Here is a 17,676-nt window from a genome sequence, read left to right on the forward strand (position 1 = left end):
CAGCGTGCCCCGAAACACAACCTGAGCAGGAGGCGACATGTTCTCCTCGATGGATATCAGCCTCCCAACCCTCGGGGCGTCCGGCCGCGGCGGCACCCGCCGATCGATCCTTCTCATCGCCGCCTCCACGATCGGCCTCTCCCTCCTGACCGCGTGGACGGCCCTGTTCTGGCACGCCTACGGGGTCCGGCATGAGATCGCCCATCGTGGATTGTCCACAGCCATCGCGGCGACCAACGCGGTCGAGCGCGAGGTGCAGGCCATGGGCTACCTCCTCAAGGGGCTGTCGCGCTCGCCGCTGCTCCAGACCGGGGATTTCGAAGGGTTCCATCGCCAGCTCCAGGCAACGCCCCGGCCGGACGGGGCCTGGTTCACGCTTTGGGACCGCGACCGGGTGCTCCTCAGGACCGCGGCCCCCTTCGGGTCGGACCTGCCCCGCATCGATGAGCTCCCCGGCGTCCGTGAGCGCCTCGAGGTGGTCCGCACCGCGGGGCTCAGCATGTCGGACCGCATGTACTCCCCGACTGCCAAGCGCTGGATCGTCGCGTTCAGCCTTCGGCTGGACGACGCAAACGGCGAGATGAACCGGGTGCTGTCGCTTCTCGTGCCGGAAGAGCACCTCAACCATGCCGTCCGCAACGCCGTCCGCCCGACCGAGTGGGGGACGGTCCTGCTCGACCGCAAGTTCCAGCGGCTCGTCACCGGTGCGGCCGGATCGGGCGCGGCCCCGCCGCCCGGACCGGCCTCGTTGTTTTCCGGCCGCACCGGCCGGTTCGAAACCGTCGAAGGCCACCTCGCCACCTTCGAACGCTCGCCCGAGACCGGGTATACGGCCGCTTCCGTTCTCCCCACGCCCGTATTCAACGCCCCCATCCTCGGTGCGCTCTACCAGTCATCGCTCGCCAGCCTTGCCCTCCTCCTGATCGGTGGCATTGCCGTCCAGGCCCTGCTCCGGAACATGGGTCCGATCGAATCCCTCAGGCTCACGGCGTTGGCGGCCACGAGGAGCGAGCTCGTGGCCGCCAACGCGCGGATGGGCAGCATCCTCGAGAGCATCACCGACTGCTATTTCACGCTCGATCGATCCTACCGGATCACGGACACCAACTCGGCGACCCTGCGCTGGTGCGGCCGATCGCGCGGCGAGTTCATCGGGCTGTCCTATCTCGACCTGGTCGAGCGCCATACCGCCTGCGCCGAGGCGGTGATGCAGGCACTCGAGCAGCGCAAGGAGTTCCGGGGCGAAGTTCCCTCGGCCCTGCGCCCCGACCGCTTCATCGACCTGCGTGCAGTCCCCTCCCCCGAGGGGGCCAGCGTCTACTTCAGCGATGTGACCGACCGGGTCCTCGCGCACCGCGCTACGCTCGAGGAGCGGGAGTTCCTCCAATCGTCGCTCGACGCCCTCACCAAGCAGATCGCCATCCTCGACGGGCAGGGCCGCATCATCGCCGTGAACCAAGCCTGGCGCCGTTTCGTCGAGGCCACGGGACCGGCCGTCCACGCGCACGGTATCGGGTCCAGGTACCTCGATGTCGCCGTACCCGGCGAGCGGCGGTTCAGCGCGATGGAGGATGTGATCGCGGGCTCCCGCCCCGGGTTCCAGGCCCTCTACCAGACCACGTCCACCGAAGGCGACCGCTGGTTCACGATCCGGGCCCGCCGCTTCCGGATCGGGGACAAGGCCCGCATCATCGTGTCCCACGAGGACGTCACGGAGCTGATGACCGCCCGGGCCGCGGTCAGCGAGCTCTCGGAGCGCCTGCTGACGCTCCAGGAGGAGGAGCGCCAGCGCATTGCGTCGGAGCTCCACGACTCGACGACGCAATACCTCGTCGCCGTCGGGCTCAACCTGATGAAGGTCGAGCCGCTGCTGCCGCAGCGGGACGGGCAACGGCTGCTCGGCGAGATCGACCACCTGCTGGAGGAGGCGCTCAAGGAACTGCGCCTGTTCACCTACCTTCTGCACCCAGCCAGCCTCGAGGAGAGCAGCTTCCAGGAGGCGGTCCAGACCTTCGCCGACGGCTTCTCCGACCGCACCGGCCTGGCAGTGGCGTGCCGGATCGACGGGGGCGCCGAGGGCCTGCGGGTCGAGGTCCGCCGGGCCCTTTTCCGGATCGTCCAGGAGGCCTTGTCGAACGTGCACCGCCATGCCGGGGCGTCCCAGGTGGCCGTCGACCTGCGCAGCACGCCGGGCGAGGTCGTCCTGTGCGTCGCGGACGACGGGCATGGGATGCAGGCGAAGCCGACCGCGCCGGAGAACGGCAAGCCCACCCTGGGCGTGGGCATTCCGGGCATGCGCATCCGCCTGCACCAGTTCGGCGGCACCCTCCGGATCCGGACCGGGCGCACCGGGACCGTGGTCCGGGCCCGCGTTCCCCGCACCCGCGAGAACCTAGGCGGCCATGCTCACTAGGCAGAGGCCATCCCATATCGCATTCCATGCGCCACCGGACTCTTCCCGCCCGGTTTCGGGGTTTCACCCGAGTGTCCCGGCAGGCCATCGGGCGTATGAAAGGAAATTGCCGCGAATGGCACGATCCTCGACCATGCTCCGCCTCCTGATCGCCGATGACCATGACGTCGTCCGCTCCGGCCTTCACGCCATCCTGAGCAGCCAGCCCGGCTGGGAGGTGGTCGCCGAGGCCGAGGACGGCAGGCAGGCAGTGGAACTTGCCGCATCGACCCAACCGGGTGTCGCCATCCTCGACTACCAGCTCCCGCTCATGAACGGCGTCGATGTGACCCGTGAGATCCGGGCGTTCCAGCCCGGGACCGAGGTGCTCATCTTCACCATGCATGAGAGCGAGCTGCTGGTTCGCGAGCTTCTCGAGGCGGGCGCGCGGGGCTACCTGCTCAAATCGGACGCGCGGCGCTTCCTGATCGCGGCGGTCGAGACCCTGGCGCGACACCAGCCCTTCTTCACCGGGCGGGTGTCGGAGACGCTGCTCAAGGCCTATCTCGCCAACGGACACCCCACCGGCGATGTCCTCACGCATCGGGAGCGCGGCGTGGTGCAGCTCATCGCGGAAGGGCGCACCAACAAGGAGACGGCGCAGCTTCTCGCCATCAACCTGAAGACCGTCGAGTCCCACCGCGCCGCCGCCATGCGCAAGCTCAAGATCCATACGTCAGCCGGCCTGGTCCGCTACGCGATCCGCAACAAGCTGGTCGAGCCCTAGGCGGCTCCTGGCGCTGGCATGACGGAAGAAACCTCCCTGCCCGGCCGCATCCAGGAACCATCCTACCTCGACGCGATCACGCCGATCCTGGCCCTTGCCGGGCTGATCGGCGGGGCGATGGCCCTGTTCGGGCTCGAAGCGACCGAGGGGCCGTTGCAGGTGGCCTTGATCCTCGCCGCCATGGTCGCCGCCCTGATCGGGCTCCGGAACGGGCATCGCTGGGAGGACGTCGAGGCCGTGGGGCGCAGGGGCATGGCCTCGATGGTCGGCGTCACCTACATCCTCCTCGCGACGGGCGCCCTCATCGGCACCTGGAACCTGTCGGGCACGATCCCGACCCTGGTGTCCTACGGCCTCCGGCTCTTCCATCCCGACTGGTTCTACCTTGCCGCGGCCGTGGGTTGCGCCGTCCTCGCCTTCAGCATCGGCAGCACCTGGGCCACGGCCGGGACCATCGGGGTGGGGCTGATGGGCTTGGCCACCCTGGTCGGGGTCTCGCCCGTGATCACGGCGGGGGCCGTCATCTCGGGAACCTTCTTCGGGGCCAAGCTCTCCCCGCGCTCGCCCAGCACCGTCCTGGTCGCCACGCTCACCGGGAACACCGTGCACGGTCATCTCCGTTACCAGGCCAGGACATCGGCCCCCACGTTCATCCTCGCTGCCGCGCTCTTCGCTGCCATCGGCCTGACGGACGGTATGGATGGTGTGGGCGACGCCGTCATCGCCTCGGAGCTGGCGTCCCTCGACACGCTCTTCGAGATCACGCCGCTCAACCTGTTGCCCCTGGTGGTGCTGTTCACCCTGTCTGCCGTCGGGGTGCCGGCCTCGCTGGCGATCATGGCCGCGGCGTTGTTCGCGGGAGTGATGGCGCCGATCCTGCAACCCGACGCCGTCCTGCGCTTCGTCGGCGTGACCGATCTCGGCATGCCGGCCGCCTCCCTCAAGGGCGTCTGGCAGGCGATGGCGACCGGATACCAGGCCACCTCGGGTATTCCCGCCGTCGACGGCCTGCTGACCCGCGGCGGCATGGACAGCATGCTCATGACCATCTGGCTGATCCTGGGCGCGCTCACCTTCGGCAGCCTGCTCAAGGAGTTCGGCCTGCTGTCCAAGCTCGTGATGCCGATGATCCGGCGGTCCCGCACGCCGGGGCAGCTCACCGCCGCCGTCGCGGTCACCGCCTTCGGGCTCAACGTCGTCGTCGGCGACCGATATGTGGCCGTGATCCTGCCGGCACGGCTGTTCCGGGAGGAGTTCGAGCGGCGCGGGCTTTCGGCCACGAGCCTGTCGCACACCATTGCCGATGCCGGAACGGTCACGTCCCCGCTCGTGCCCTGGAATTCGTGCGGGGCCTACATGGCGGCCGTGCTCGGGGTTCCCACCCTGCTCTACCTGCCGTTCTGCTTCTTCAACATCGCAAGTCCCCTGCTGACGCTGGCCATCGCCTTCAGGGTTTCGCGGCGCCCCTAGCGCATCGTGTGAACCAGTGGACTCGGTGTTTCGAGTAAGACTGCGGCGTCGACGGCTTCTTCGGGGGCGAGCAGTGGTATGATCGGGTCCAGCAGCAGAACCCGAACCCCTATAGGAACAGCTCCGAGCCCTCCCATGGGCCTGCTGATGGAGTCCGCTGATGAGGGATACCGCTTACATCCTCGTCGGTCTTGGAGCAGCCATCCTCGTGCTCCTGGCCTTCTTGTTCCGTGCCGTCGGAATTAAGTTCGCGAAGTGGATCCGCAGGCAGTCTGGCGGTTAAAGCCTGATGTCTGGTACCCGATCCGCGACATCAAGAGGTGCAGATGCATGGGTAGAGGGCAATGGCATTCGATCTCTGCCTGCGGCGTTCTCCTCGGAACGTTATGTTTTGCTGCCTCCCTGACGCCATCGCTGCTGCCCCGGAGTTTCGTGACGCAGGGTGTGGTTTCGGGAGGTTCCCTGGCGGCCGGATACGGCATCGGCGTATTCGGCCGTTGGCTCTGGGCCTACATGGAGCTCCCGCAGCCCAAGGGCCGCCTCCTGCGCATCGTCAAGCTCGCTGGCGCGATCGGTTGCGCCGTGCTTGCGATCATCTTTCTTGCGCAAGCGGCGGGATGGCAGAATTCGATCCGACAGTTGATGGGACTCGGGTCGGTCGACACGGCGTATCCACTCGAGGTCGCCCTGATTGGACTCGCGGTTTTCGCGACCCTGCTGGCGCTCGCGCGGTTCTTCCAGCGGACCCTCCGTTTCGTGGCGGCCAGAGCGAACCGCCTTCTGCCAAGGCGGGTCTCCAACGTGATCGGCGCCGTCGCCGCGGTTGCGCTGTTCTGGTCGATCCTCAATGGAGTTCTCTTCCAGGGTGCCTTGCGCGTCGCGGATGCGTCTTTCCGGGAATACGACAAGCTGATCAGACCGGAGACGGCGGCCCCGACGGATTCTCAGAAGACTGGCAGCAGCGCTTCCCTGCTGGCTTGGGACGAGCTCGGACGGCAGGGACGGGAATTCATCTCCTCGGGTCCGACGCGCGAGGACATCAGCGCATTCTCCGGCAGGGAGGCGCTTGAGCCACTTCGCGTCTATGTCGGATTGCGGTCGGCCGATACGCTGGCAATGCGCGCCAAGCTCGCGCTGGAAGAATTGAAGCGGGTCGGCGCCTTCGAACGGCCAGTGCTTGTCGTGGTGACGCCAACCGGCACCGGCTGGGTTGATCCGGCGGCGATGGACAGCCTCGAATATCTGCACGACGGCGCCGTCGCCAGCGTCGCCCTGCAATATTCCTATCTCGCCAGTTGGCTGTACCGGGTCGCCGGGCTGGCGTACGGCGGCGATGCCGCGCGCGCCCTGTTCCGGGAGGTCTACGGATACTGGACCATGCTGCCCAAGGACAGGCGGCCAAAGCTCTATCTGCACGGCATCAGTCTCGGTGCCATGAACTCCGAGCAGTCGACGGACCTCATCGAGGTGCTTGGCGACCCGTTCTCGGGCGCGCTCTGGAGCGGCCCGCCCCATTCAAGCAGGCTCTGGCGTTTCCTCACCGAGAACCGCACTCCCGGATCGCCTGCCTGGCTCCCCCGGTTCCGCGACGGATCGTTCGTGCGGTTCATGAACCAGCACGGCGAGGCCGCCAGCCCTGCCACGGCTCCGAATGCCGCATGGGGGCCGATGCGGTTCGTCTATCTCCAGTATGCGAGCGACCCGGTGACCTTTTTCGAGTATCGCAGCCTCTATCGCGAACCGGACTGGATGCCGCCGCCGCGCGGACCCGACGTGTCGCCGCACTTGCGGTGGGTTCCCGTTGTCACCGCCCTTCAACTGGCGGTGGACAAGTTCATGGCGCTCTCAGCCCCGATCGGCTTCGGCCATGTCTACGCGCCGGCGCACTACATCGAGGCCTGGAGCGAGGTGACGGATGTTCGCGACCGGCCCCCGGAAGAGATCACGCGGTTGAAACGGCATCTTTCCAAGCCACGGTCTGCCTCGGCGACCTGAGCCTGTCGCCGCACGTTCGTTCGACGGTATGGGCCTCCACCACACCGCCCGAGTGACGATCGAACCCAGGGCTACGGAGGTGCCAGGTCCCTCGGCCCATCGGCGCGATCAGGCTCGAGGCCGTCAAGGCCGTCCGGCGGCCCGAACAGGATCGCCATCCATCGGGTGTCGGGATGCCGGGCGCAGAAGGTCAGGACCGCGACCGCGATCGGCACGCCGATGAAGGTTCCCGACAGGCCCCACAGGAACGTCCACAGGAAGATCGAGAACAGGACCATGGACGGCGACATGGACAGGGCCGTGCCGGACAGGCGCGGCTCGACGTAGCTGCCGACTACCGACTGGATCACGTTGAGGCCGGCGAACATTGCCACGACCGCCTGCCAGCTCCCGAACTCCACCATCGCCAGCAGGGTCGGGAACAGGGTGGCGATGATGGGACCGATGAACGGGATGTAGTTGAGCACGAAGGCGATGACGCCCCACTCCTGCGCCAGCGGCAGGCCGAAGAGGGTCGCGAAGAGCCAGACCAGGACGCCGGTCAGCAGGCTCATCAGGGTCCGCACCGCCATGAACCTCCTGAACTTGGCGGCCGCGGCCGCGCTGCCCTCGCCCAGGAGCCGGGCGATCTGGCGGTTCGGCAGCGCCTCGATCTTGCGGGCGGTGCCGTCCACCTCGAGCAGGCCGAGGATGACGTAGACGAGCACCACCACCCAGAAGCTCAGGGTCGTGTTCACATGGCTGGTGAACCGCTGCATGAGGGCCAGGACCCAGCCCACGTTGAAATGGTCCGCCCACAGGCTCGCAACCGCGATCCCGTGCTCCTCGAGCCAGAGCGTCGTCCAGTCATAGAAGGCCTGGAGGCGGCCCATGTTGGCGACGATCCAATGCCCCACGCGGCTGAAGCCCCAGGCGGCCAGGGAGGCGAACGCGGTGAACGTCGTGACGAGCACCACGACCGTGGCGGCCAGGGCCACGAGCCGGGGCATCCTCGCCTGGAACCAGCGCTGCAACGGCCACAGCAGGGCGATCAGGAACAGGGCGAAGGCGACCGGTGCGAACACCGCCTTAGCAACCCACAGGGCGGCGAGCACGGCCACCACGCCGATCAGCGCCGTCCAGGCGTTGAGATCCTTGCCTTCGCCATGCGGCTGCCGTCACCGTGCGAGCGCGGCATTCGACCAAGCCGGAGGTGCCGAGTCAATCAAGGCGACACCCCCGATTCTCGCGCCGCTCGGTCGCCACCACCACGGCTGGTCCCCGACGCGGGGCCGTTGAACAAGATCGCAAATCCAAATGCTATCCGACATCGCCACGCGTCTGCCGCGCAATCCGATAGGTTCCGGCAGGAGCTTCGTTGCGTCCCCGTTCAACGGACGTCAGATCAGCCACGGATCGCCTCGTATTGCGGATCGGATCATTGAGCAGTCTCAGACCATTGAGAACCACAAGGACCGTACCGCCTTCATGGCCCAGCACCGCCAGCGGCAGCGGCAGTTCAAAGAAAGCGGCACCGGTGACGAGGAGAAGCATTGCCCCGATTGCAAACGCAAGATTCTGCCGGATGACCGACACGGTGCGTTTGGCAAGGCGATGCGCAGCCGCTAACCGTTCCATGTCCTCCGACAGTAAGGCCACGTCGGCAGCCTGAAGGGCGACATCCGAACCGGCCGCTCCCATGGCGATGCCGACATCGGCGCGCGCCAATGCCGCGGCGTCGTTCACGCCATCGCCGACGAAGGCGATCGTGCCGTCCCCAGCCATCTCGCCGACGAGGCGGACCTTGTCTTCCGGCAGCATCTCGGCATGGATCTCCTCCGGCTTCAGCCCCAATTCCGTGCCGATGCGCAGAGCAACGGCCCGTCGGTCGCCCGTCATCATCGCGATGGCCTTGACGCCGCTCTCACGCAAGGCGGCAAGGGCGCCGGCCGACGTTTCGCGCAGTTTGTCGGCGACGCTGACGGCGCCGAGGACACGCGCCTCGCGGCCGAGGTAGACGACGGTCTCGGCGCTGTCCTGCAAAGCCTGAAAACGGTCATGATCGAGCGACGCTCCCATCGTCCGCGCCATGCGCCGGTTGCCGGCCCAGACCGGACCATCGCGATCCCGACCGACGATGCCGGCGCTCGGGATCGCCCTCACGTCAAGCACCTCATGCAGCGCCAGACCGCGCCGCGCGGCCTCGCGCCGAAGCGTCTCGGCGATGTGATGCTCGGAATGGGTCTCGACGCTGGCGAGCGCCGTCAGGAGATCCGTCTCGGTTCCATCCAGGGCGACGATGTCGGTCACTTCGGCGCGGCCCGTCGTCAATGTCCCGGTCTTGTCGAAGGCGAAGGTGTCGACGGCGGCAAGGGTCTCCAGCGCGGCCCCGCCCTTGAACAGCACACCGCCACGCCCGGCGGCTGATAGCGCCGACAGGATGGCGGCGGGCACCGAAATCACGATGGCGCACGGGCTTGCGGCGACGAGGAGCGTCGCCGCGCGGTAAAGCGCAGTCTCCCAATCCATTCCCAGCCCGTAGAATGTGCCGAGGGCGAGGATGGCTCCCACGAGCACGGCAATCGTATAGCGCTGGCCGAACCAGGAGCTGAACCGCTCTGAAGGGGCCTTGGCAGTCTGGGCCTCCGTCACCAGCGCGATCATCCGCGCCACGGTGCCGTGTTCGAGCGATTTCGTAACCCGTACCTCGAGCACGCCGTCGAGATTGACGGTGGCCTCGAAGACCTTGCCGCCGGGCTTCTTGCGGAGGGGCATGGATTCGCCGGTAATGGTGGATTCGTCCAGCGCGCCTTGCCCGGCCACGATCGTTCCGTCCGCGGGAACCCGCGCACCCGGGCGAAGCACCACGATGTCGCCCACGCCGAGCGCCGTCGCCGAAACCTCCTCCACGGTGCCGTCCACGGACTTGCGGAATGCCGTTTCCGGACGCAGGGCCATCAGCGCCTCGATCGCGCGCCGCGCCCGCCCCATGGCGCGCTCCTCCAGGGTCGTCGACAGGCTGAACAGCGCAAGCAGGACCGCGCCCTCGATGGCGGCTCCGACGGCGGCGGCGGCAATCGCCGCAACGATCATCAACAGGTCGATGTCGAGAACGTGCTCGTTCCAAAGCGCCTTCAGCGCCCGCCAGCCGGTCGGAATGCCGCCCGCCAGATAGGCAAGTGCCGTCCCGAAACCGATGACGCCTGCGTTCCCGTCCAGAGGCCAGTTGCCGGCAAGGGCGATCACAAGCCCCACGACAGTCGCAGAGGTGAGGACGACCGAAGCATTGAGCGAAAGCAGCCTTACGTCGTAACGTCCCACCACGGGAAGTCCACCAATCGGGATAACGGACCGTCCTGATCCGTGAAAGCCAGGACTTGACCTGGCAGACAGTGCCGACCAAATCGCGTTCTGCACGGAGGGAGTCGTTCAGGCTGCCAGGGGGCAACTCGCTCCGACACTGTCCGTCAGATCAAGCTCGGGATCCTACACCTGATCATCTCTGGATGCGATCCCGCATGTCCCAGCGTCGCACGTGATCTTCCATGCTTGGGCAGAGGGCATGACCAATCCGTGACCAAGCCTGGAGAAATGCGGCATGGCAGGCTGAAATTTGGCGCTCGGGTCGGGTTTCGTGCCCGCATCCCCTCGGGCATCATGCGTCCCGATCTCGGGGTTCGCCCCAATAGGCAGGCGGCCCGGCGGGGACGAGACTGGGCCTGGTTCTGGCATCACCCGGGAGGCGCCGCATGTCCCGTCAGAAATGGAAATCGACCCTTTGCGCGGGGATGCTCGCTGGCATCCTCGCCATCGTGTGCTGTCCGGCGCTGGTCACTCCGGCCGTCGCCCAGGCCGTTCCGGCCGATTTCACGGCCATCGTGCGCCAGAAGATGCCGACGGTCGTCGCCATCACGACCCGGCAGCGGATCCAGGATGCGGAAGCCACGCCCCCCTTGTCGGCGGACATGCCGTTCCACGAGTTCTTCCGCCGCTTCTTCGAGGAGCACCTCGACCCGAGCCGCCGGCAACCGCGGCAGTCGCTCGGGTCCGGCTTCGTGATCAGCCACGACGGCCACGTGGTCACCAACGATCACGTCATCGGGGATGCGGAGGAGATCCAGGTCGTGTTCGGGACCGGCACCCGCGTTCCGGCCCGTCTCGTCGGCCGCGATCCCGCCACCGACCTTGCGGTGCTGAAGGTCGATCCGCCCTCCGGCATCGCGGTCACGTCATGGGGCGACTCCGATGCGGCCGAGCCCGGCTCGTGGGCCATCGCGATCGGCAGCCCCTTCGGGCTCGGAGGCACGGTCACGGTCGGCGTGATCTCGGCGCAATCGCGCGACATCCGATCGGGACCATACGACGACTACATCCAGACGGATGCCTCGATCAACCGCGGCAACTCCGGCGGCCCGCTGTTCAACGCCCGCGGCGAGGTGATCGGCGTCAACACGGCGATCTTCTCGCCCACCGGCGGCAATGTCGGCATCGGTTTCGCCGTGCCGTCCCGCGTCGCGAGGAGCGTCACCGACCAGTTGATCCGGACCGGACGGGTCGAGCGCGGGCACATCGGGGTGAGCTTGCAGGAAATCACCCCCGCGATCGCCCGGGCGCTGGGCCGGCCGGACGGGAAAGGCGTGCTCGTCGCCGCGGTGGAACCCGGCGGCCCGGCCGCACGGGCGGGACTGAGGGTCGGCGATGTGATCACCGACTTCAACGGCAATCCGGTCGAGAGCGGGCGCGACCTGTCGCGGGCGGTGGCAGCGGCGAAGCCCGGCACCGCGTCCCGGATCACCATCTTCGGCGACGGGCGGACGAAAGAGCTGAGCATGACCATCGGGCCGCGGCCGGACGAGCAGCCGCGGCAGGCCGCGCTCGAGGGCCCAAACGGCGGTGGCAAGCGGCTCGGCGTATCCTTGGCCCCTGTGCCGGAGACGGCCCGCGGCCGGCTCGGCCTCGAGCCGGGAACGTCCGGTCTCCTGATCCAGCACGTCGAGCCCGGCAGCCCCGCGGCCGAGACCGGACTGCGGCCGGGAGACGTCATTGTCTCGGCCGACAACCGGGCCGTGACCGCTCCCGCCGACGTGGCGAATGCCTGGACCGAGGCCCAGCGGCAGAACCGGCCGGCCCTGCTGCGGGTCAGCCGCGACGGGCAGTCGCTGTTCGTGGCCGTTGAGGGATGACGGCGAGGTGAACGGTCGCCGCGTCCCTTGTCCCGGGAGCCGTCCCCGCGGCTTCTGGGACGCTCCCGGACCATGGGCCATGGCGCCCCTGACCCCCGTGAGGTTCTCCGTCGATGACGCGTTCGGCCACGACCCGCATCCTGATCGCCGATGACCACGCCGAGGTCCGGTCCGGCCTTCGCGCGATCCTCGGCGTGCAGCCGGGTTGGGAGATCGTGGCGGAAGCCGCCGACGGCCGGCAGGCGGTCGATCTCGCCGCCGGGATCCATCCGGACGTCGCGATCCTGGATTACCGGCTTCCGCTCATGAACGGCATCGATGCCGCGCGGGCGATCCGCGCGTCATGTCCCGGGACCGAGGTGCTGATCTTCACCATGCATGGGGGCAGGCAACTGATCCGGAAGCTGATCGAGGCCGGTGCCCGCGGCTACCTGCTCAAGTCCGAGGCGCGCCGGTTCCTGATCGCGGCGGTCGAGGCGCTCTCGCGGCACGAACCCTTCTTCACGGAGAGCGTGCCAGGTGACCTCCTGGACGTGTGCCGCGGCAAGCCTGCCTCCAGGCCGGATTGACGAACGCCAGGGAACGCCGATCAAATCGGCACGGCTCAGGGCTTCTTCCGCGAGGGTTCGGGGTTTTACCCAATGGCCAGGACGATCGGCGAGGGCGACCCTGCAAGGCCCCGGTCACGGGACCGAGCCCGGTTGGCCGCTTGGACCCGGCTCGGTGCACCAGGGAGCGGACCTTGAGGGCGATCACCCGTGCATGGCTGAAGCGAGTTGCGGTCGGCGCAGGCCTCCTCGTGGCGCTGGCCGCGTGCCTCGTCGTTGCCGGCCTCTCGTTCCGGGCCTGGGATGCCCTGCGGTCTCCGCCGCTGGCGGCGTGGCACACCTTCGTTCCGGACGAGCCTGATGCCGACGCCATCGATGCCATGGACTGGGCGGGGTATCTCCGGAGGGAGGAACAACTCCTCGCCGCCGTGAGGCGGGAGGTCTTCCGCGCTCCTGATGCCGGTGCGGCGATCCCGCTGGACCGCTATGTCACCGGCAGCGCCGTCGACCCGCAGACCTTCGGGACGGACTGGAACCGCTCCTATGTCATGGAGCCTGACGGGACGCCGGTTGGCGCCGCCGTGTTCCTGCACGGCCTCACCGACGCTCCCTACAGCCTGCGCCATCTCGCGGCCGTCTACCGCGACCGCGGCTTCGTTGCCATGGGCATCCGCCTGCCCGGGCACGGCACCGTTCCCGCAGCGCTCACCGAGGTGGAATGGGAGGACTGGATGGCCGCCACCCGCCTCGCCGTGCGGGAGGCCGTCCGGCGTGCCGGGCCGGGCAAGCGGCTTCACGTCGTCGGCTTCTCGAACGGCGGCGCGCTCGCGCTGAAGTATGCCCTGGAAGCACTCGACGACGACCGGTTGGCACGGCCGGAGCGGCTCGTCCTTCTCTCTCCGATGATCGGCATCACGGCCTTCGCGCGCTACGCCGGGCTGGCCGGGTTGCCCGCCTTCTTCCCCGCCTTCGCCAAGGCCGCCTGGCTCGGCATCCTGCCCGAGTTCAATCCGTTCAAGTACAACTCGTTTCCCGTGAACGGGGCGCGGCAGTCCTACCAGGTGACCCAGGCGCTCCAGGGACAGCTCCAGCGGGCGGAGGCCAGCGGCACGATCGCCCGGCTGCCGCCGATCCATACGTTCCAGTCGGTCGCCGACTTCACGGTCAGCACCCGCGCCATCGTCTCGAACCTCTACGCGCGGCTGCCGGCGAACGGCAGCGAGCTGACGCTGTTCGACCTCAACCGGGCGGTCAAGCTCGGCCCGCTCATCGCCCGGTCGGCGGAGACGGCCGTCGACCGGATCCTGCCGCCTGCCCCGCGCGCGTTCCGGACGACGCTCATCACCAATGCCGACCCGTCCTCGCTGGAGGCCGTCGAGCGCTCCGTGGAAAGCGGCGCGACGGCAGAGACGGTCACGGCCCTCGGCCTCGCGTTCCCGCTCACCGCCTTCTCGCTGTCCCACGTCGCCCTTCCCTTTCCGGAAACGGATCCGCTCTACGGCTCTCAACCGGGACCGGGCGACGGCTTTGGCGTCAACCTCGGCACCCTGACGCCGCGGGGCGAGCGCGGCATCCTGGTGGTACCGCTCGATGCGCTGGTGCGGATCTCGTCCAACCCGTTCTACCCGTACATCGCGCGCAGGGTTGCCGAAGGGATCGGCGGACCGCCGCGGCAGGCACCCGGCCCCGCTGGCCAACGTCCCTGAGGCGCATCGGGCCGAGACCGTTGCCGATCCGGTGCCGCCGACGCCATGATGCGTCTTGGCCATGGCCGACGGGGATGCGATGATGCCGTCCCACGCAGAACCACGATCGACCGCCATCCTGGGGGCTGCCGCGGTTGGCTCCTCGCCATCCATCGAGGCTCCCGGGGCCTCAGCCCGGGCTGCCGCGGGGCCAAGCCAGGCTTCATCATGGACCTGCACGAAAAGTGCGGTCGATCGGGCTTATGGGAGGTGAACCCATGCATATCCTCGCGGCAACGGACTTCTCGACCCGGTCGCGACCGGCCTTGCGGCGCGCCGGCCTGCTGGCGCGGGACAGCAGCGCCGAACTCACCCTCCTGCATGTCGTGGACGACGATCGGCCGCCGGATCTGCTCGCGCTCGAGATGCACGAGGCGGACCGGATCCTGGGCGAGCAGGTCGGTGCGATTGCCGAGCTGCGCGGACTGCGGGCGCGCGCCGTCACCGTGGAGGGCGACCCGTTCGACGGCATCCTGCGCGCCGCCGCGTCGATGGGGGCCGACCTCATCGTCATGGGGACTCCCCGCAAGCGGCTCCTGCGCGACATCCTCATCGGAACGACCGTCGAGCGCGTGATCCGCATGGGGCCGGTCCCGGTCCTGATGGTGAACGGGGAGGCGGATCGGCCCTACCGGACGGCCCTGGCCGCCGTCGACATGTCCGAGCCGTCTGCGCATGCCATCAGGACCGGCATGGCCCTGGGGCTGCCCGGCGGCGGAGGGCTGACGCTCGTTCATGCGTTCCAGCCGCTGGCGAAAGGGAAGATGGCTTATGCCGGACTCAGCCAGGACACCCTTGACGGGCATGTGGCCGACGAGCGCGAGCGGGCCACCAGGGAGCTGAGCGCGTTCCTGGAGGCGAACGGGCTCGACCCACACGGGCGGTCGATGCGCATCGAGGAAGGCGCCCCGATCGAGGTGATCTCCGCGGCCGCGGAACAATTGAAGCCGGATGTCCTGATCACGGGGACGCACGGTCGCTCGGGCATCGCCAAGGCGTTCCTGGGGAGCGTGGCCGAGGAAATCCTGCGGTCCATCGACGTCGACATTCTCGCCGTCCCGCCCCTTCGATGACGTTCGAGGATGCCGATCCCGTGCGTGGGATTCCCGGTTCGCGCTTGCGGCCAGGCCCCGGCGGGTGGCGGAAGCGTGCCGGAAGCGACCGCCGGCAGGCCGGCGAAGGGGAAGCCGGCCTGCCGGGGCGAGGGATGCCCGCCTCCGGAAGGGGTTGTTATGGCCCGGGCATCCGACGGTTGGCCGAAGCGGTTACGCCTTCGGCTGGGTTCCGACCTCAAGGGTCACGGTCCGCTCCTGGCCCTGGCGGTAGAGCGTGAGCGACACCGACTTGCCCGGAGCCACATTCGCGATCTTCCGAGACACATCCTTGGCATCGCCGACCTTCTCGCCGTCCACGGCGACGATGGTGTCGCCTATCCGGATGCCGGCCTTGGCGGCGGGGCTGTCCTTCTGTGCCTCGGCCACGAGGACGCCCTTGGGCTCCTTCAGGCCAATGGCCTCGGCGAGCTCCTTGGTCAGCGGCTGCATCTGCACGCCGATGAAGCCGCGGGCAACCTGGCCGCCGTTCTTGAGGGAGGTCACGATCGAGTCGACCGTGCTCGCCGGGATGGCAAACGCGATGCCCACATTGCCGCCCGACGGCGAGTAGATCGCGGTGTTCACGCCCACGACCTCACCGGCGAGGTTGAAGGTCGGGCCACCCGAGTTGCCCTTGTTCACGGGAGCGTCGATCTGGATGAAGTCGTCGTAGGGGCCAGCGCCGATGTCGCGGTGCTGGGCCGAGACGATGCCGGCGGTCACGGTGCCGCCGAGACCGAAGGGATTGCCGATCGCCATCACCCAATCGCCGATGCGGGCCTTCTGGGGCGCGAGGCGGACATAAGGGAAGTCCTTGCCCTCGACCTTCAGCAGGGCGAGGTCGGTCTTCGGATCGGTGCCGATGACCTTGGCGTCGAGGGTCTTGCCGTCGTCCATGGTGATCTCGACCGCCGAGCCGTTCTCGACCACGTGGTTGTTGGTCACCACGTACCCGTCGGCCGAGACGAAGAAGCCGGAGCCCATGGACTGGCCGAACTGCTTCGGCTCCTGGCGCTGGCCCTTCTGCCCGTCGCGGAACTCGCGAAAGAAGCGGTCCAGGCCCTTGGGCAGGTCGGGCATCGAGAACTGCCGGCCGTCGTCGTCATTTTCGTTGTTGCGGTCGGCGACGTTCTGCACCTTCACCTTGACGGCCACCACGGCGGGCTTCACCCGCTCGATCACGTCGGCGAAGGACGGGGCGCCCTGCACGGGCTGCGCCATGGACCGCAGCTCCGCATGGGCCTCGTTCGGGGTAACGAGCCCGGTCTGGACCGCGCCCCCGGCGATGATGGCGGCGACGGCGGCGGCGCCGAGCCACTTGGCGGTGCCCGTGCGGGCACGCGTGGAATTCATGTTCGACATCTGGTCTTCCTTCCTGGACCCCCTCGGGGGCGTCATGGGATCCAGATGCAGGCTTGGCCGTTACGGCATCCTGACGGGGAGATGAAGACTTCGTAAGGTCGGGGTCGCAGTGCCCCGGGCCACGCGGGGATCGGCGGTGATGGCCGCCGGATTCAACCGGGAAGCCGGGCGCAACGCCATGCAGGCACCCTGGCCCTGCCTTGGATGTGCCGGCGATTCACGGGACGAACCCCCGACCGGAAGGTCTAGGACACGCTCTCCAACGAACAGACCGCGATGAACACCGAGATGGCCCCGATCAACGGGAGAAAATCGGTCAGCATGGGCGACATTCCATCCTCACATCATGACGGCACCCGGGTTCACGACCCGATCGCCAGGGGGCGGCGGGGCGGCGGACCGACGGGCCGGCCGGGCGCGGGTTCCGCTCGAACGCCCGTTTCGGGAGCACCATCGTGCACGTTTCCTGAGCGCAGGATGAACGGCCGGCGTCTGCCGTCTACCTGCTCTCCGCCCGGCGTTTCTCGGCCAGGTCGCTGTACCGGATGATCGTCTCGCGCATCGTCCCGAGCTGCTGGATGAGCAGGCACCGCTCGTGATTGTGCCGGTCGTTGTAGCTGCCCGGGATCTGCATGGACTGGGTGAGGATCACGTTGCGGAAGATGTTCCGCTCGCGCAGGCCGAAGTTCACCTGCAAGTACCGCTGCACCTTCTGGTGCCAGTCCGCCCGCCGCCGCTGCCATTCCTCGAAATCGGCATCGTTCTCGACAGTTGCGTTGAAGACCTGGGAAATCCCCTCATCCAGGTACGAGGACAGGTCGTCCAGCGCCGTTTCGAGGGCCACGATGCCTTTCAGCTCCGACCGGCCGCACGCGGCGTAATCCAGCAGCCACCACATGATCATGGCAGCGGCGATCGCGACGGCGATGGCGAAGGGCAGGTACGCGAAGGGTCCGTCCGCATCGATCAGGATGCCGAACCTGAGCATCGCGAGGTCCAGCAGGCCGCCGGCGGCGAGCGTCAGCGACGGCAGGACGTATCGGCGGTGCCCGACCGCGGCGGAGAAAGCTGCCGTGAGTTCCTTGATCGGTGCCATTCGGTCCGTTCCCGCAGTGAGGCCA

13 protein-coding genes are annotated in these 17,676 nt (G+C 68.1%); 9 read left to right on the top strand and 4 right to left on the bottom strand.

Annotated features, from left to right (window positions below; translation table 11 throughout):
- Positions 1-37: 37 nt before the first annotated feature.
- The 5 genes from ACS5Q1_RS12800 to ACS5Q1_RS12820 all read left to right on the top strand — a co-directional run bounded on the left by ACS5Q1_RS12800 (position 38) and on the right by ACS5Q1_RS12820 (position 6,644).
- Positions 38-2,413, top strand: a complete 2,376-nt coding sequence (locus ACS5Q1_RS12800) for a sensor histidine kinase (protein WP_473098566.1) — start codon at positions 38-40, stop codon at positions 2,411-2,413.
- A 133-nt stretch (positions 2,414-2,546) separates the two neighbouring features.
- A complete protein-coding gene (locus ACS5Q1_RS12805) occupies positions 2,547-3,179 on the top strand; it encodes a response regulator (protein WP_473098592.1) in 633 nt (210 codons plus the stop codon).
- Positions 3,180-3,197: 18 nt separating this feature from the next.
- Entirely contained in the window at positions 3,198-4,649 is a 1,452-nt protein-coding gene (locus ACS5Q1_RS12810; protein ID WP_473098567.1) for a Na+/H+ antiporter NhaC family protein, read from the top strand.
- A 160-nt stretch (positions 4,650-4,809) separates the two neighbouring features.
- Complete coding sequence (locus ACS5Q1_RS12815; protein ID WP_473098568.1) at positions 4,810-4,932, top strand: hypothetical protein; 123 nt, start codon at positions 4,810-4,812, stop codon at positions 4,930-4,932.
- 47 nt (positions 4,933-4,979) lie between these two features.
- On the top strand, positions 4,980-6,644 hold the full coding sequence (locus ACS5Q1_RS12820) for an alpha/beta hydrolase (RefSeq protein WP_473098569.1): 1,665 nt from the start codon (positions 4,980-4,982) through the stop codon (positions 6,642-6,644).
- Positions 6,645-6,715: 71 nt separating this feature from the next.
- On the opposite strand, the gene ACS5Q1_RS12825 is transcribed toward ACS5Q1_RS12820, so the two are convergent.
- Together ACS5Q1_RS12825 and ACS5Q1_RS12830 are read right to left on the bottom strand one after the other, a co-directional pair.
- Complete coding sequence (locus ACS5Q1_RS12825; protein WP_473098593.1) at positions 6,716-7,756, bottom strand: AI-2E family transporter; 1,041 nt, start codon at positions 7,754-7,756, stop codon at positions 6,716-6,718.
- A 187-nt stretch (positions 7,757-7,943) separates the two neighbouring features.
- The gene (locus tag ACS5Q1_RS12830; RefSeq protein WP_473098570.1) at positions 7,944-9,944 is read right to left on the bottom strand and encodes a heavy metal translocating P-type ATPase; all 2,001 of its coding nucleotides are present in this window, start codon (positions 9,942-9,944) and stop codon (positions 7,944-7,946) included.
- Between the two features lie 428 nt (positions 9,945-10,372).
- On the opposite strand from ACS5Q1_RS12830, the gene ACS5Q1_RS12835 reads away from it, so the two are divergent.
- The 4 genes from ACS5Q1_RS12835 to ACS5Q1_RS12850 all read left to right on the top strand — a co-directional run bounded on the left by ACS5Q1_RS12835 (position 10,373) and on the right by ACS5Q1_RS12850 (position 15,172).
- Positions 10,373-11,806 (top strand): Do family serine endopeptidase, encoded by a 1,434-nt coding sequence (locus tag ACS5Q1_RS12835; protein ID WP_473098571.1) that lies wholly within the window; start codon positions 10,373-10,375, stop codon positions 11,804-11,806.
- A gap of 113 nt (positions 11,807-11,919) precedes the next feature.
- Complete coding sequence (locus ACS5Q1_RS12840; protein ID WP_473098572.1) at positions 11,920-12,375, top strand: response regulator; 456 nt, start codon at positions 11,920-11,922, stop codon at positions 12,373-12,375.
- A 173-nt stretch (positions 12,376-12,548) separates the two neighbouring features.
- A complete protein-coding gene (locus ACS5Q1_RS12845; protein WP_473098594.1) occupies positions 12,549-14,060 on the top strand; it encodes an alpha/beta hydrolase in 1,512 nt (503 codons plus the stop codon).
- 257 nt (positions 14,061-14,317) lie between these two features.
- Positions 14,318-15,172 (top strand): universal stress protein, encoded by an 855-nt coding sequence (locus tag ACS5Q1_RS12850; RefSeq protein ID WP_473098573.1) that lies wholly within the window; start codon positions 14,318-14,320, stop codon positions 15,170-15,172.
- A 192-nt stretch (positions 15,173-15,364) separates the two neighbouring features.
- Here ACS5Q1_RS12850 and ACS5Q1_RS12855 read toward each other — a convergent pair whose 3' ends face one another.
- Together ACS5Q1_RS12855 and ACS5Q1_RS12860 are read right to left on the bottom strand one after the other, a co-directional pair.
- Positions 15,365-16,555 (bottom strand): S1C family serine protease, encoded by a 1,191-nt coding sequence (locus ACS5Q1_RS12855; RefSeq protein WP_473098574.1) that lies wholly within the window; start codon positions 16,553-16,555, stop codon positions 15,365-15,367.
- A 499-nt stretch (positions 16,556-17,054) separates the two neighbouring features.
- The gene (locus ACS5Q1_RS12860; protein ID WP_473098575.1) at positions 17,055-17,651 is read right to left on the bottom strand and encodes a hypothetical protein; all 597 of its coding nucleotides are present in this window, start codon (positions 17,649-17,651) and stop codon (positions 17,055-17,057) included.
- Between the last annotated feature and the right edge of the window lie 25 nt (positions 17,652-17,676).

This window comes from Microvirga sp. GN3 (genome assembly GCF_055792825.1).

Bases quoted from the DNA above. Each gene is read 5' to 3' on its own strand.
- ACS5Q1_RS12800 (WP_473098566.1), top strand. From the start codon at position 38: ATGTTCTCCTCGATGGATATCAGCCTCCCAACCCTCGGGGCGTCCGGC.
- ACS5Q1_RS12805 (WP_473098592.1), top strand. From the start codon at position 2,547: ATGCTCCGCCTCCTGATCGCCGATGACCATGACGTCGTCCGCTCCGGC.
- ACS5Q1_RS12810 (WP_473098567.1), top strand. From the start codon at position 3,198: ATGACGGAAGAAACCTCCCTGCCCGGCCGCATCCAGGAACCATCCTAC.
- ACS5Q1_RS12815 (WP_473098568.1), top strand. From the start codon at position 4,810: ATGAGGGATACCGCTTACATCCTCGTCGGTCTTGGAGCAGCCATCCTC.
- ACS5Q1_RS12820 (WP_473098569.1), top strand. From the start codon at position 4,980: ATGGGTAGAGGGCAATGGCATTCGATCTCTGCCTGCGGCGTTCTCCTC.
- ACS5Q1_RS12835 (WP_473098571.1), top strand. From the start codon at position 10,373: ATGTCCCGTCAGAAATGGAAATCGACCCTTTGCGCGGGGATGCTCGCT.
- ACS5Q1_RS12840 (WP_473098572.1), top strand. From the start codon at position 11,920: ATGACGCGTTCGGCCACGACCCGCATCCTGATCGCCGATGACCACGCC.
- ACS5Q1_RS12850 (WP_473098573.1), top strand. From the start codon at position 14,318: ATGCATATCCTCGCGGCAACGGACTTCTCGACCCGGTCGCGACCGGCC.
- ACS5Q1_RS12855 (WP_473098574.1), bottom strand. From the start codon at position 16,555: ATGTCGAACATGAATTCCACGCGTGCCCGCACGGGCACCGCCAAGTGG.
- ACS5Q1_RS12860 (WP_473098575.1), bottom strand. From the start codon at position 17,651: ATGGCACCGATCAAGGAACTCACGGCAGCTTTCTCCGCCGCGGTCGGG.